The organism is Streptomyces atratus, assembly GCF_900119365.1.
In the GTDB taxonomy this organism is placed as follows: domain Bacteria; phylum Actinomycetota; class Actinomycetes; order Streptomycetales; family Streptomycetaceae; genus Streptomyces; species Streptomyces atratus_B.
In genome coordinates, this window is record NZ_FPJO01000011.1 from 205,322 (window position 1) to 220,941 (window position 15,620).

Sequence of the window (15,620 nt, forward strand, 5' to 3'; positions counted from 1 at the left end):
CTGCGCTTACGGCTTCTTCTTCGGCGGGACGGCCGGCAGCCCGAGGAACGGCAGCTTCAGCGCGCCGAAGGCGTCCTTCGGCACGGCCGGTGACCGCGGCTCGACCGCGGACAGCCGCTCGTACACCTCGCCCTGCGCCGGACGCGGGTCCGCCTCGCCCTTGTTGGGCCAGAAGGACATGGCGCGCTCGGCCTGTGCGGTGATGGTGAGCGAGGGGTTGACTCCGAGGTTCGCGGAGACCGACGAGCCGTCGACCACCGAGATGCCGGGGTGTCCGTAGAGCCGGTGGTACGGGTCGATCACCCCGGCGTCGGCGGTGGCGCCGATGGGGCAGCCGCCGAGGAAGTGCGCGGTGAGCGGGGTGCCCATCAGCTCGCCCACGTTCGAACCCGCGAAGCCGTTGATCTCCTCGGCGAGCAGCTTGGCGCTGCGCGTCGCCGCCTCGATCTGGGTCGGGTTGGGCGCTCCGTGCCCCTGCCGGGCGGTGAGCAGGCCCTTTCCCACGCCGCCCGGCTTGCGGTACGTCGTCAGGGAGTTGTCGAGCGACTGCATGACGAGGCCGATGATGGTCCGTTCCGACCAGCGGCGGTTGGAGAGCGACCGGGCCGCGAGCGTGGGGTGCTTGACCAGTTCGAGCAGCCACCTGCGCACCCGGTGCGCGCCGTACGGCACCTGGAGGACGGTCAGCGCGCCCATGGAGTTGGAGCCCTTGCCGTAGCGGACCGGCTCGATGTGCGTGTTCTCGTCCGGGTGGATCGAGGAGGTGATGGCGATGCCGCGGGTGAAGTCGGCCCGCGCGGCCCCGTGCTTCTTCCGGTAGCGCCGGTCGCTGGTCTGCGAGCCGACCAGGCCCTCGGAGTTGGTGCGGGTCAGCTCGCCGAGCCGGGACGAGATCCGGGGCAGCAGGCCGGTGTCCTTCATCCGGTGCAGCAATGTCTGGGTGCCGTACGTCCCTGCGGCGATGACGACCTTGCGGGCGGTGAACGTACGGCCCTTCCCCTTCTTCCGGTTGTCGGTGGGGAGGGTCTTGACCGCGTAGCCGCCCTTGGAGTTCTCGGTGACCGCGACGACCGAGGTCATCGGGTGGACGACCGCGCCCGCCTTCTGAGCGAGGTGGAGGTAGTTCTCGTTGAGGGTGTTCTTCGCGCCGTGCCGGCAGCCGGTCATGCATTCGCCGCACTCGGTGCAGGCCTTGCGGGAGGGCCCCGCCCCGCCGAAGAACGGGTCGGCGACCTCGCCGCCCGGCCGGGCCTTCCCCGTGCCGTCGCCGTCCTTGCCGTCCCCGAAGAAGACGCCCACCGGCGCCATGTGGAAGGTGTCGCCGATGCCCATGGCCTGCGCGGTCGCCTTCAGGTGGACGTCCGAGGGGGTCATGGTCGGGTTGAGCCGGACCCCCAGCATCCGCTTGGCCTGGTCGTAGTACGGGCCCAGCTCCTCGCGCCAGTCGGTGATGTCCTTCCACTGCGGGTCGTCGAAGAACGGCGCGAGCGGCTCGTACAGGGTGTTGGCGTAGTTCAGCGAACCGCCGCCGACACCCGCGCCCGCCAGCACCATGACGTTGCCCAGCAGGTGGATGCGCTGGATGCCGTACAGACCGAGCGTCGGCGCCCACAGGAAGTTCTTCAGGTCCCAGGAGTTCCTGGGCAGTTCGGACCGGGTGAAGCGGCGGCCCGCCTCCAGCACCCCGACGCGGTACCCCTTCTCGGTCAGCCGCAGCGCCGACACCGCACCGCCGAAGCCCGAGCCGACGACGAGCACGTCGTAGTCGTAAGCGGCGTCGTCGTCGGCTGTTTCCGGGCCGGCGGGCCGATTCTGGGCAGGGCTGTCCTGGGACATGGCTCTCCTCGGTGCGGAACGAGCGGAAAGTGCTGCGGAACCCCCCGGTGTCAGCGCAGGCGGAACGCCTTCATCGCCTTGAGGCTGACGCTCATGAACGCCGCGTACTTCTCGTCGTCCATACCGAAGGACGGGGCGAGCTGGATCAGCCGCTGCTGGGCGACGGTCTGCGCCTCGGTGTACTTGAGGATGCCCTCGGAGCCGTGCCGGCGGCCGAGGCCGGAGTCCTTCATGCCACCCATCGGGGACTGCACGCTGCCGTACGCGGGGGCGTACCCCTCGTTGATGTTGACGGTGCCGGTCCGCAGCCGGGCGGCGACCCGGTGGCCGCGCCTGGAGTCCTTGGTCCAGACGCTGGAGTTCAGGCCGTACGGGGTGGCGTTGGCGAGGGCGACGACCTCGTCCTCGTCGGTGAAGCGGTAGATGGAGACGACCGGGCCGAAGGTCTCCTCGCTGCAGACGGCCATCGGCGCCTCGACGCCGTCGAGGATGGTCGGCTCGTAGAACAGCGGGCCGATGTCGGGCCGGGCGACGCCACCCGCGACGAGCCGGGCACCCTTCTCGACGGCCTCGGCGACATGCCGGGTGACGGTCTCCAGCTGGCGCTCGCCGACCAGGGAGCCCATGTCGGCGCCGTAGGCGAGGGAGTTGCCGAGCCGCATGGCCTTCGTGCGGGCGGCGAAGCGGGCCACGAAGTCGTCGGCGATCGACTCGTGGACGTACAGCCGCTCGATGGAGATGCAGAGCTGACCTGCGGAGGAGAAGCAGGCGCGGACGGCGCCCGCGGCGGCCTTCTCCACGTCGGCGTCCTTGAGAACCAGCATGGCGTTCTTGCCGCCGAGCTCCAGCGAGACGCCGACGAGCCGGGCCGCCGCGCCCTGCGCGACCTCGCGGCCGGTGCGGGTGGAGCCGGTGAACGAGACGTAGTCGGCGTGCTTGACGACCTCGGGGCCGACGACGGGTCCCTCGCCGAGCACGACCTGGAACACCTCGGCGGGCAGCCCGGCCTCGATCAGCAGGTCACGGGCCCACAGCGCGGTCAGCGCGGTCTCCGTGTCGGGCTTCATCACGACGGCGTTGCCGGAGACGAACGCGGGCAGGGCGTCGCCGACGGACAGCTCGAACGGGTAGTTCCACGGGGCGATCTGCCCGATGACACCGCGCGGCTGGCGCAGCTCGGTGACCTTGGTGAGGGTCGGTACGACTCCGGTGTGCCGCTTCGGCTTCAGGTACGAGCCGGCCTTGCGCCCGTAGTGGCGGGCAGCGACGGCGACGGCCTGCACCTCCTCGTGGGCGTGCAGCCGGGCCTTGCCGGTCTCCAGCTGGATGAGGTCGAGCACCTCGGCCTGGCGGCTGAGGACGAGGTCGTGGAAGCGGAGCAGTACGGCGGCCCTGGCGCGGACGGGCGTCGCGGCCCAGGCGGACTGGGCGGCACGGGCCCGCTCGAAGGCGCCCGCCACGTCCTCGGGAGTGGACTCCGGCAGGTCGGCCAGCTTCTCCCCGGTGAAGGGGGTGTGGTTGGCCGTACGGCCCGATCCGGCCACGCCCCGGGTCAGCTGGGCGACCACCTCGGGGGTCACCACATCGGCGGCGGTGCGCACCCCTGCGGGGGCGGCGGCCACCGGATTGGTGCCGAGCGGGGCTGCGGAGGTGGACGTGGAGGCCTGCGAGTCCGTCATGAGGGCGAGAGTACGTCCAGCCGGACGCTTTGGGTACCCGTGAGTAACGGGTTTTCACACTCCTCACAAACGAGCCAGCGATCACTGGCAACAAAGCCCCTGATCAGGAGCCCTGTGCTCGCGGAACGGTCCGGCGGACCTCAGCCGGAGCTGCCGGGCGCACGCCATCCGCGCAGCATCGTGTCGAACTGCGACCGGGTCGTGTCCCAGTCGTCCGCCGGGCCCGTCATGTACAGCGCGTACTCCGGACCGCCCTGCTCCCCGAAGTACATCTGGTCGATGGCGTGGCGCGGCCCCGGGTGGTCCTTGGTCTCGGTCCAGGTGAACTCCCAGAGCGAGCCCGGCCGGTCCCGGTAGGTGTTGGAGTGCAGGGTCTTGCGCTGGTAGCCGGGAAGCCGCGTGGCGAGCTGCGTCTCCAGACTCAGCATGTGCATGTACGGGTTGTCGAAGTCGGGCGCCGGGTCGATGCTGATCCGGATGTAGTGCACGCCGTTGTCCGGGGTGTAGTCGATCTGGTTGCCGTCCGCCCGGCGCTCCCAGCCCTCGGGCACGGTCAGGCTGAAGCCCTCGGGGTCGTCCACCCGCTTCCAGCCGTCGGGCACGTCCTTCACCCGCACGTCGGGCTTGGCCGAGGGCGAGGCCTTGGCGTCGGGCTTTCCGGGGTCGACGGGCGCGTGCGTGCCCGTGCCGTCGACCCCGGTGGTGTCCTCCGTCCGGTCGCTGTACTTCATCGCGGCGAGTCCCGCGCCGCCGCCGACCAGCGCCGCGGCCGCGATGACCAGGACCGCGGTGCGCCAGCGGCTGCGGCTGCGCCGGACCGCCGGGGCCGGTGCGGGGGCTGGTGCCGGGGCGGGGGTCGCCGGGTGGGGCAGCTGAGTGGTCCCGGGACCGGAGGGGCCGTCCGGGCCCAGCGAGCGCAGGACCTCGTCGGGGACACTCTGCGTCGGCACGAACGCCTGGGCGGCCACGGGCGCGCGGCCCTCCATGGCGTCCAGCAGCATCCGCTCCGTCTCCGCGGCCGACGGACGCTCGTCCGGCTCCTTGCGCAGCAGCGCGGTGATCACGGGGGCCAGCGGGCCGGCCCGGCCGGGCGGCGGGGGTTCGTCGGCGACGACGGCCTGCATGGTGGAGATCGGGGACGTGCGACGGAACGGCGAGCGCCCCTCGACCGCGGTGTAGAGCGTGGCGCCGAGCGACCACAGGTCGGACGCCGGGCCCGGGTCGCCACCGCGTACCCGCTCGGGCGCCAGGTAGTCGATGGAGCCGACCAGTTCGCCGGTCCTGGTGATGGTCGAGTCGCCCTCGATGGCGGCGATCCCGAAGTCGGTGAGCAGCACCTGGCCGTCCTTGGCGAGAAGCACGTTGCCGGGCTTCACGTCGCGGTGCAGGACCCCCGCCCCGTGCGCGGCGCGCAGGGCGCTCAGCACATGGAGGCCGATCCTGGCGGCCTCGCGCGGCTCGATCTCGCCGGACTCCTTGGCGGCGTCGGCGAGGGACGGGCCGTCGACGTACTGCATGACGATCCAGGGCCGGTTGTCGTACTCGATCACGTCGTGCACGGTGACCACGCCCGGGTGCGTGATCCGGGCGGCCGCGCGGGCCTCCTTCTGCGTGCGGGCGTGCAGCACGATCCGGTCGGCCTCCGCTACGTACAGACCGGCGGTCAACTCCTTGACCGCGACCGTGCGGTGCAGCACCTCGTCGTGGGCGCGCCAGACCTTGCCCATGCCGCCGCGCCCGAGGACTTCGCCCAGCCGGTACCTTCCGGCCAGCAACAGTCCCGTGTCCGTGCCCTGTGATCGATCCACGTGTCCCCGCCCCGTTCCTCGGGTGCCAGATTACGGAGCGGACGTACGGCCACGGAACCTCGCACCGCCCACGAGACCGCACTGTGATGCTTGTCGCTCCCCCCACCGGCCGGGTGATGCGCGGAGAGGGTTCAGGACGTCACGCGGTAGGAGGAGATGGCTTGTTCGTAGATGTCCGAAACCTTGTCGCGCCGGTTCTCCGGGCCGATGACCTGGATGATGTGGTACCGGCCGCCCACGGCCATCACGAGGTTGCGGGCGTACACCTCGCGCCCCGACGCGTCCTGCCAGGTGAACTGGCCCTCCGCCATGGCCTGTCGCCCGACGTCGATCCGGCGCAGCCCGCTCGACCCCGACCAGGTGGAGTCGCGGAACTGCTGCAACTCCAGCTCCTTGTCGGCCTGGTACGCCAGCGGGTCGTCGCCGCCCGCCTTGACGGTGTCGCGGCCCGGCACGATCAGCAGGCTGAAGCCGTCGCTGCCGTAGCGGATCTGACGGTCCGCGTTGGCGGGGCTGCGCTGCCAGCCCTTGGGCACGCCGACCTCGAAGCCCTCCGGGTCCTTGCGCAGGGTGTAGCCGGGGGCGAGCGCGACGGCGGAGCGGCTGGTCTGCGGCTGCTGCGCGCCGGGTGACCGCGAGGACCCCGAGCCACCGGACCCGCCGGTGCCGGGCTCCGGCGAACCGGACGTGGACGACGCCGGGCCCGTGGAGCCCTTGCCCGGCTCGGTGTCCGCCTTGGGCATGAACATCACGGCATACGCGATGGCCGCGACGAGGGCCAGCAGGATCAGCGCCAGGAGCAGCCGCCCGAGCCGCCGTGGCGCCCGCCGCTCGCCGTCCCGGGGGCGGGGCGGGGTGCGCAGCGCCTTGGGGCCCTTGGGCTCGCGCGGCGGCCGGGGGGGCTGGGGGGCCGGGGCGACCCGGGGGGCCTTCTCCGGCCTGGGGCCGTCCTGCCGGTCGGCTCTGTCCTTGGTGTGGCGGTGGCGGCCGTGGGCCGCGTTCCTGCCGCGCCGTCTGCGGACCAGCTCGCCCCGGCGGCGTACGACGGGAAGCCGGGCGCTGTCGGCGGACGGCAGGGGTACGACATCCAGTCCGGCCTCGGGCTCGGGCGCCGAACGCACCAGGGAGCGCAGCCAGCCGCTCAGCTCCTCGAAGTCCGGCCGCTCGGTGGGGTCCTGGCGCAGCAGGGACTCGACGACGGGGCGCAGCGGGCCGCACTCCTCGGCGAAGGCGGGTGGCTCCCCGCACACCATCTGGACGAGCTCGGCCGCGTTCTCCTCGGGGTAGGGGGCGTGGCCCTGGACGGCGCGGTAGAGCAGCGCGCCCAGCGCCCAGAGGTCGGTGGCGGGTCCGATCGGCGGGGCCAGCCGCCAGTTCTCGTGGACGGGGCCGGCCTGCTCGGGCGCCCAGCGCTCGGTGACGGCGCCGACCACGGCGATCCGGGCCTGCCGGGCGCGCTCGGCGGCGAGGGGCGTGGCGGGGCCGCGGTAGGCGGAGCCGGTACGGACGCTCCCGGCGGCCTCGTCCCAGCGGCCCGGCTGCGGCTGCCCGCCGGGGCGGTGCGCGGGCAGTGCCGGGGAGTCGTCGCGGCGCCGGACGTCCGAGCCTCCGGCGGGGACGGGGCGCCCGGAGGTGGGGCCGTCGCTCCAGGAGCCGGTGAGGTGCAGCCGCCGCGCGGGCGGCCGGCCGTCCGCGTCGTCGTCCCAGTCGTCGGGGGAGGTCTCGGCGTACGGGTCGTGGGCGCGCAGGTCCTTGGTGTACGGGTCGTCGGTGTACGGGGCGTCGGTGGCGTGGCTCCGGGGGGCGGCCGGTCCGGTGTCCTCCGGCCCTGCGGAACGCTGGACCGGCAGGCTGCCGGTGCCCTCCGCCCCGGCCGCCCCGGTGCGGTGCCGGTCCTCGGTGACGCTTGCGGCGGCGCGGGCGCCCTCGCGGTAGGCGGCGATGGCCCCGGCGCGCGTGGCCCGCAGGTGCGCGGCGTCCGCCGTCCCGCCACGACGGTCGTCGGGGTGGTCACCGTCGCCGTACGGGCCTTCGTCGTACGGGCCTTCGCCGTACGGGCCTTCGCCGTACGGGCCTTCGCCGTACGGGCCTTCGCCGTACGGGCCTTCGCCGTACGCATCCTCGCCGTGCGCATCCTCACTGTACGGATCGGCATCGTCATCGTCGTGGGGGGCGCTGGTCGACCGGCCCGCCTCTATCGCCGCCGGGCCGCGTGAGGCCGGTACCTCGGCCGGAGGGGCGGGCACGGACGGCATGGGCGGTATGGCGGGCGGGGGCGGTGCGTACGTCCCGGGCGGGCCCGCACCGATCGCCGGGCGGCGGAAGCCGTCCCCGTCGCCGAACCCGCCCTCGTGCCCGTAGCCGTCCTCGTGCCCGTCCTCGTGCCCGTCCTCGTCCTCGTCCTCGTCGGGCTGCGGTGTCGGTACGTAGCCGCAGAGCGCTTCCTCCGCCGCACCGGCCGCCAGGCCGGTCAGCAAGACGCGGCCGTCGTCACAGATCAGCACCGTGCGGACGGTGATGTTCCGGTGGGTCCAGCCGTGGGCGTGCAGCACCCGCAGCGCGGTCAGCACGTCGGAACCGATCTCGGCGGCCCGGAAGGGGTTGAGCGGCCGCTCCGTGAGCAGGGCGGCGAGCGGGCGGGCCGCGACGAGTTCGCTCACGATCCAGAGCGAGCCCTCCTCGGCGAACACGTCGAAGACCTGGGCGAGCCTGGGGTGGTCGGGCACCTGGGCCGCCGCCTGCGCGGCCTCCACGGCGCGCCGGACCGCCGGGTCCGCGGGCGCGTGCACGGCCCGGCCGGTGGCGCGACGGGCCATCGGGGCCGGATCGTCGGCGTCGAGCACCTCGGCGTCCACCACCTCGGGCAACGGCACCTGCCGGACCAGGACTTCCTGTCCGCTGTAGGTGTCGAACGCCCGGGTCTCGACCGCTTCGGACTCATCGTCCGAAGACAGCGGAAGGCGGTAGCGGTCGGCAAGCACCCGACCCGCGTAGTCGTCCACGACGCCTCCCCAGAGCGCGCTGTCCCCCGGCCGCGAAGACCGCGTCGATCCATCAATCGCCGTCACTTACCGCGCAATTGACCCACCGTTCTGGCTGCGTACGGCCTTCAGGCTCTCACGATACGTGGCAAGTGACAGCCACGCGGCCGGGTCGTCGCATCCCGGCCCTTTCCCCCACGGGTCAGTCGATGGGCTTGAAGGTGTCGAACGCGGTCTTGCGCAGTGTCCGGCACTCCGCGCTGTCCCACTCGTCCGCCTTGCAGCTGATCATGATCGCGTAGCCGTGGCCGGCATCGACCTTGAAGCCCCGGTTGATCACATGGACCCGCTTGCCGTGCTGGGTGCGCTCGAACTGCCAGTCGGCGACGGTCGGGTAGCCGTTGTACTGGACCTTTTCGACGCCGAGATGGTGGTAGCCGTTGCTGCTGGCGGCGACGCCGGCCTTCGCGGCGTTCCAGGCCGCGGCCGCGTCGCCACCGGGCGAATCGGTGTAGTCGACCTGGACACGGGGGAAGCCGCCGCTGACGTTGTAGATGCCACCGGAGTTGCTGCCCGCCGTCTTGTCGAACCGGAAGTCCTCGGGCATGGCCATCGTGAAGTGGAACTTCTTGTTCGTGACCGTCTTGAATCCGGCCGGCAACGCGTCACCCGGCTTGTCGCCCTTGTCGCTGCCCTTTCCGTTGTCCTTGCCCTTGCCCTTGTCCTCGCCCTGCCCCTGGTTCTGGTCGCCGCTCTGGTCCTGGCCCTTGCCCTGGCCCTTGCCGCTGCCGCTGTCGGTCTCCGTGGAGCCGCCGGTCGACGCCGAGGGCCCGGCCGAGGTGGACTTGTCGCCCTTGCCGCCTTGCTTGCCCGCGTTGTTCTCGTCGTCCCCGCCGACCGTGAGCGCGAGGATCGTGCCGATCACGGCGAGCACGATCACCGCCGCGATGATCGCCAGGGTGCGGCGCGGGACCACGTCCGTGATGGACGCCCGGGGTGGGGTGGCCGGTGACGTCGCCGGGCGCTGCGGCGGTACGGCGGCGGAGGCCGTGGCCGCGGCGGCCGCGGGCCGGGCGGGCTTCGCGGGGGTGCCCGCGCCACCGGCCGAGGGGGAGTCCGAGGGCTTGGGCGGCACGGTGGCCGAGGCCGCGGCGGCCCCCGTCGCGGCGGCCGGTGCCCCCTTCGCGTTCCGTACCGAGCGCAGTGCGCCCCGCAGCCGGTCCCGCGCACCCTCGCCCTGCTCCGCGGAGGCCGACGTCGCCTTGGCACGGGGTTCGGCCGGCGACTTGGGCAGCGCCATGACCTGGGTGGCCTCGGCGGGCGGGGGCACCACCGGGTCCGGCTTCTCGGGGGCGTGGATCACGTCGTTGAGCAGGGCGCGGGCGCCCGCGTCGTCGAGCCGCTGCTCGGGGTCCTTGGCGAGCAGGCCGTAGATGACCTCCTCCAGCGGACCGGCGTTCTTCGGCGGGTCGAGCGGCTCGGTCATCACCGCGGTCAGGGTGGCGATGGCCGACCCCTTGTCGTACGGCGGAGAGCCCTCGACGCTCGCGTACAGCAGTCCGCCGAGCGACCAGAGGTCGGCGGGCGGTCCCGGCTTGTGGCCGCGGGCGCGCTCGGGAGAGATGTACGAGGGGGCGCCGACGAGCATGCCCGTGGAGGTGACCGACGGGTCGCCCTCGACCTGGGCGATGCCGAAGTCGGTCAGCACGACCCGGCCGTCCTCGGCGATCAGCACGTTGGACGGCTTCACATCGCGGTGCAGGATGCCCTCGCGGTGCGCCGAACGCAGCACGTCGAGGATGGCGAGCCCGACCTCGGCGGCGCGCTTCGGCGTCAGCACACCGTCCTCGCGCACCGCTTCGGCGAGGGACTTGCCCTCGATGAGCTCCATCACGATCCACGGCCGGTCGTCCTCGTCGACCACGTCGTAGACCGTCACCGCGCCGTTGTTGCGGATCCTGGCGATCGCCTTCGCCTCACGCAGCGTGCGTGTGATGAGCCGTCGCTTCTCGTCGTCGTCGATGGCCGAGGGGAACCGCAGTTCCTTGACCGCGACCGTGCGGCCCAGCGTCTCGTCGACGGCACGCCAGACCGTGCCCATACCGCCCCGGCCGAGCACCTCCCCGAGCCGGTAGCGCCCCGCAAGGAGACGTCCTTCCTTGTCCCGTTGGGGCTCCCGTGCCTGCTCCGCCTCCGACATGCGTCCCCTCTGCGATCAACCCGCCCTGGCAGAGCGTTCATTGTCCCTCACCCCGGCACCGGTCATGGTGCCGGGTCCACACGGCCGCCATGATGTGCCCGGAGGAAGGGAATCCCTGCCATGCCGATACTCAGGGTGCTGTTCGCCACCCTGTTGGTGCTGGCGCTGCTCGGGCTCGGAACAGTGCCCCTGCCCAGCGAACCACACCTCACCCCCGCAGCCGCCCATCTCCCCCGGCTCGTCGCCGACGGCGGTGCTCCCACGGCGGCGCTGCTGGCCCGTCACACCTCCTCCGCACCGTACGACACCTACCGCTCGACGGGGACCGGCATCCGACGGGCGGACCACTTCCGGGCGGGCAGCATCACCAAGACCTTCGTCGCCACGGTCGTCCTCCAGCTCGTCGAGGAACGGAAGCTGCGCCTGTCGGACACGGTCCAACGGCTGCTGCCGGGGCTGGTGCGCGGCAACGGCAACGACGGCCGCCGCATCACCCTGCGCGCCCTGCTCAGCCACACCAGCGGCCTCTACGACTACACCGCCGACCCATCGGCCCACCCTCTCTCCGCCACCGCGGCGGTCCGCGTCGCCCTGGCCCACCGTCCGACGGACGCCCCCGGCCGCTACGCCTACTCCAACACCAATTACGCCGTACTCGGACTCGTCGTTCAACGGGTCACCGGGCACGGCTACGCCGCCGAGATCCGCGACCGCATCATCACCCCCCTCCGTCTCACGGGCACCTCCCTCCCGGGCGCCCGTACCGCGCTGCCCTCCCCGCACGGCCGCGGCTACACCCGCGATGCGGCAGACGGCCGCCTGCGCGACGTCACCGCGCTCGACCCGCGCACAGCGGGCGCGGCCGGCGAGCTGATCTCCACGCTCGACGATCTGAACCGCTTCTACGCGGCCCTGCTGGGCGGCCGTCTCCTCGCGCCCGCCCAGCTGAAGGTCCTGCTGAACACCCGGGCCACGCACGGCGTCTACGGCCTGGGCATCTATCCGCAGAAGCTCTCCTGCGGCATCACCGTCTGGGGTCACAACGGCCACATCGCGGGCAGTCACGTCCGCACCGCCGCCACGCGCGACGGCGGACACACCCTGACCTACCGCGTCGACACGGACACCCTGGCCGACGCGGAGACCCTCGAAACGGCGCTGCTGGACGCGGAGTTCTGCGACCGGCCGCAGAGACCCCGGAGTTCCTAGATCGGCACGATGTCCGGAGCGCCGAGCCGCGCCGCGTCGGCCGTGAGGTCGTCCGGCTGCCGCTGCGACTCCCGCTCCGCCTGCACCCGCTTCTCGTAGTGCTCGACCTCCCGGTCGATCTGCCCCTCGTCCCAGCCCAGCACCGGCGCCATCAGTTCCGCGCAGAGCCGGGCGCTGTTCGTGCCCCGGTCGAAGGTCTCGATGGAGATCCGGGTCCGGCGGGTCAGTACGTCGTCGAGATGGCGGGCCCCCTCGTGCGAGGCCGCGTAGACGATCTCGGCCTTGAGATAGTCGTCGGCCGAGGGCAGCGGCTCCCCCAGCACCGGATCGGCGAGGATCAGTTCGAGGATCTGCTCGGTCATCGAGCCGTACCGGTTGAGCAGATGCTCCACCCGGGCGACATGGAGGCCGGTGCGGGCCGCGATCCTCGCACGGGCGTTCCACAGGGCCGGGTATCCCTCCGCCCCCAACAGCGGGATCTCCTCGGTGACGCAGGCCGCCACCCGCTGGTCGAGGCCGTGCACCGCCTCGTCCACGGCGTCCTTCGCCATCACCCGGTACGTCGTGTACTTGCCGCCCGCCACGACCACGAGGCCCGGCAGCGGATGCGCCACCGTGTGCTCGCGCGAGAGCTTGCTGGTGGCGTCGGACTCGCCGGCCAGCAGCGGCCGCAGCCCGGCGTAGACACCCTGGACGTCGTCCCGGCCCAGGGGCGTGGCCAGGACCGAGTTGACGTGTTCGAGCAGGTAGTCGATGTCGGCGCTGGACGCCGCCGGGTGCGCCTTGTCCAGGTCCCAGTCGGTGTCCGTCGTCCCGATGATCCAGTGCCGCCCCCACGGGATGACGAAGAGGACGGACTTCTCGGTCCGCAGGATCAGGCCGGTCGAGGAGTGGATGCGGTCCTTGGGGACCACCAGGTGGATGCCCTTGGACGCCCGGACGTGGAACTGTCCGCGCTCCCCGATCAGCGCCTGGGTGTCGTCCGTCCAGACCCCGGTCGCGTTGACCACCTGCTTGGCCCTGACCTCGTACTCCCCTCCCGCCTCGACGTCCTCCACCCGGACGCCGACGACCCGCTCGCCCTCCCGGAGAAAGCCGGTCACCCGCGCGCGGTTGGCCACATGTGCGCCGTAGCCGGCGGCGGTGCGCACCAGGGTCGCCACATAACGGGCGTCGTCCATCTGTGCGTCGTAGTACTGCAACGCCCCGACCAGGGCGTCCTTCCTCAGCGCCGGGGCGACGCGCAGGGCGCGGCGGCGGGAGAGATGCCGGTGCACGGGCAGGCCGCGGCCGTGGCCCGACGACACCGACATCGCGTCGTAGAGCGCCACTCCGGAACCGGCGTAGAGCCGCTCCCAGCCCTTGTGCTGCAACGGGTAGAGGAACGGCACCGGCTTCACCAGATGCGGGGCCAGCCGCTCCAGGAGCAACCCGCGCTCCTTCAGCGCCTCCCGGACGAGCGCGAAGTCGAGCATCTCCAGGTAGCGCAGCCCGCCGTGGATCAGCTTGCTCGACCTGCTCGATGTGCCCGACGCCCAGTCGCGGGCCTCGACCAGGCCGGTCGAGAGTCCTCTCGTCGCCGCGTCCAGCGCCGTACCGGCGCCGACCACGCCCGCTCCCACGACCAGCACGTCCAGTTCGCGCTCGGCCAGCGCGGCCAGCGCCTCGGCACGTTCCGCAGGTCCCAGTGTCGCTGTCCTCACTGCTGCCTCCCGGGTAGATCGGGGTGGTCCGGCACCGGGACGCGACCCGGCCCGGCGGTCGGGGCGGCCCGTGCGCACCTCTCGATTCTGTCCGCCGTCCCCGACTTCGGCCACCGCCTGTGGACAACACCAGGACGACAGGAGGCCCACAATGCAACATATAGGTCATATTTACGCCTAGTGTGACATTGCGCTGTCCCCAGCGGTTGCGCTTTCTGCCCTCATGGTCCATAGACCGACCGGGAAGGACGGCCCATCCACATGCCCGCAGACCTCGCAGTCATCGGACTCGGCCATCTCGGCCTGCCCCTCGCCCAGGCCGCCGTGGCCGCAGGCGTGCAGACCGTCGGCTACGACACCGACCCACGCGCCTATACGGAACTCTCCGCCGGCCGCACCCCCGTCGAGGGACCGCTCACCGCCTCGGACGTCCGCCGGATGCTCTCGGGCGGCTTCCGGCCCACCACCGACCCGGCCGAGCTGGGCCGGGTCCGTACCGCGGTGATCTGCGCGCCCACCCCGCTCGGCGCCGACCGCACCCTCGACCTGACCGCCGTCGGCGACGCGGCCCGCGCGCTCGCCGCCCGGCTGCGCCCGCACACCACCGTGCTGCTGGAATCGGCCGTGCCGCCCGGCACCACCGAGAACTACCTGCTGCCGCTGCTCGAAGAGGGCTCGGGGCTGCGCGCCGGCCGCGACTTCCACCTCGCCTGCTCCCCCAGCCGCCTCGACCCCGGCAACCGGAGCCACGTCTACGCCAACACCCCCAAGGTCATCGGCGGCCTCACCCCCGCCTGCACCGAGTCCGCCGCCGCCTTCTACGGCCGGCTCACCGACAAGGTCGTCCGGGCCCGCGGGCCGCGCGAGGCCGAGATGACGAAGGTCCTGGAGACCAACTTCCGGCACGTCAACATCGCCCTGGTCAACGAGATGGCGGTGCTCTGCCACGACCTCGGCGTCGACCTGTGGGACGTCATCCGGTGCGCCGAGACCAAGCCCTTCGGCTTCCAGCCGTTCCGTCCCGGCCCCGGCGTCGGCGGCCACGGCGCACCCGTGGACCCGGGCTACCTCCCGTACAACAGCCGCACCCCCGGCCACCCCCTGCGGATGGTCTCGCTCGCCCAGGAGATCAATGGCCGGATGCCGCAGTACGTGATCCAGCGCTGCGCCACCCTCCTGAACGAACACGGCAAGTCCGTCCGCGGCGCCCGGGTGCTGCTGCTCGGGGTCACCTACAAGCCCGACCTCGCCGACCAGGAGGGCTCCCCCGCCCGGGAGATCGCGAGCCGGCTGATGGGCATGGGCGCCCAGATCGGCTACCACGACCCGCACGTCCTGGACTGGCGGGTGCGCGAACTCCCGGTGCCGCGCGCCGACTCCCTGTACGAAGCGGCGTCCAGCGCCGACCTCACGGTGCTGCTCCAGCACCACCGGACGTACGACCTCCAGGGCCTCGCCGTGAAGGCCCAGCTCCTCCTGGACACCCGGGGCGCGACCCCGGCGGGGGCCGCGCACCGGCTGTGAGAACTCTCCCCCCGGGATTTGGGTGGGGAGATGTCACAGGCTGCTGCTAGCCTGCGGCGTCACTTCTCGCACAGTTGTGCGCTTCCGTCCCAGGGGGGATACCACCATGAGCCAGCCCGTGCCACCGTCGGACCAGCCGCAGCAGCCGTACAACGCCCAGCCCGGCGGCAACCCGTTCGCGGGCCAGCAGGCCGGCGCCCCGACCGGCAACCCCTTCGCGGGCCAGCAGCCCGGCGCCCCGTTCGGCGGCGCGCCCTTCGCCCCGCCGGCCCCCGCACGCAACAACATCGGCCTCGGCCTGGTCGCCGCCGTCGTCGCGGCCGTCGTCGCCGCGGGCATCTACGGGGCCATCATCGGCGCCACCAAGCACGAGATCGGCTACGCGGCCGTGGGTGTCGGCTTCGTCGTCGGCTTCGCGGCGGGCAAGCTCGGCGGCCGCAACCCCGTGCTGCCGGTCGTCAGCGCCGTGCTCTCGCTGGTCGCCGTCTACTTCGGCCAGCTGCTCGGCAAGGCGATGAGCGCGGCCAAGGAGCTCCCGGTCACCGTCTCCGAACTCTTCTTCGACCACTTCAGCCTGCTGAACGAGGCGTGGAAGGCCGACTCGGACTTCATCTCGTACCTCTTCTTCGCCATCGCGGCCGTCGCCGCGTTCTCCGGCGCCAAGAAGGCCGGAGCCTAGT

The 15,620-nt window shown here is 72.5% G+C and carries 9 protein-coding genes; 3 read left to right on the top strand and 6 right to left on the bottom strand.

The features are described 5' to 3' along the window. Window positions 1-6: 6 nt before the first annotated feature. From BT364_RS20500 to BT364_RS20520, 5 genes are all read right to left on the bottom strand, one after another. Window positions 7-1,836 (bottom strand): GMC family oxidoreductase, encoded by a 1,830-nt coding sequence (locus BT364_RS20500; protein ID WP_072486656.1) that lies wholly within the window; start codon window positions 1,834-1,836, stop codon window positions 7-9. A gap of 50 nt (window positions 1,837-1,886) precedes the next feature. Beyond that, a complete protein-coding gene (locus BT364_RS20505; protein WP_072486657.1) occupies window positions 1,887-3,515 on the bottom strand; it encodes a succinic semialdehyde dehydrogenase in 1,629 nt (542 codons plus the stop codon). 140 nt (window positions 3,516-3,655) lie between these two features. Next, entirely contained in the window at window positions 3,656-5,323 is a 1,668-nt protein-coding gene (locus BT364_RS20510; protein WP_177328180.1) for a serine/threonine-protein kinase, read from the bottom strand. A gap of 131 nt (window positions 5,324-5,454) precedes the next feature. Beyond that, window positions 5,455-8,325 carry a protein kinase gene (locus tag BT364_RS20515; protein ID WP_072486659.1) on the bottom strand — a complete coding sequence of 957 codons (2,871 nt, stop codon included), beginning with the start codon at window positions 8,323-8,325 and terminating at the stop codon, window positions 5,455-5,457. Between the two features lie 181 nt (window positions 8,326-8,506). Then, window positions 8,507-10,504, bottom strand: coding sequence for a serine/threonine-protein kinase (locus tag BT364_RS20520; protein ID WP_072486660.1), 1,998 nt, complete (start codon window positions 10,502-10,504; stop codon window positions 8,507-8,509). A gap of 120 nt (window positions 10,505-10,624) precedes the next feature. Between BT364_RS20520 and BT364_RS20525 the strand changes: the two genes are divergently transcribed. Then, on the top strand, window positions 10,625-11,713 hold the full coding sequence (locus BT364_RS20525; RefSeq protein ID WP_072486661.1) for a serine hydrolase domain-containing protein: 1,089 nt from the start codon (window positions 10,625-10,627) through the stop codon (window positions 11,711-11,713). Here the strand turns inward: BT364_RS20525 and BT364_RS20530 are convergent. After that, window positions 11,710-13,416, bottom strand: coding sequence for a glycerol-3-phosphate dehydrogenase/oxidase (locus BT364_RS20530; RefSeq protein WP_072486662.1), 1,707 nt, complete (start codon window positions 13,414-13,416; stop codon window positions 11,710-11,712). The two genes, BT364_RS20525 and BT364_RS20530, sit on opposite strands and share 4 nt — an antisense overlap. Before the next feature lie 261 nt (window positions 13,417-13,677). Between BT364_RS20530 and BT364_RS20535 the strand changes: the two genes are divergently transcribed. Beyond that, entirely contained in the window at window positions 13,678-14,940 is a 1,263-nt protein-coding gene (locus tag BT364_RS20535) for a nucleotide sugar dehydrogenase (protein ID WP_072486663.1), read from the top strand. A gap of 106 nt (window positions 14,941-15,046) precedes the next feature. After that, window positions 15,047-15,619 carry a hypothetical protein gene (locus BT364_RS20540; protein ID WP_072486664.1) on the top strand — a complete coding sequence of 191 codons (573 nt, stop codon included), beginning with the start codon at window positions 15,047-15,049 and terminating at the stop codon, window positions 15,617-15,619. The last annotated feature ends 1 nt before the right edge of the window (window position 15,620 follow it).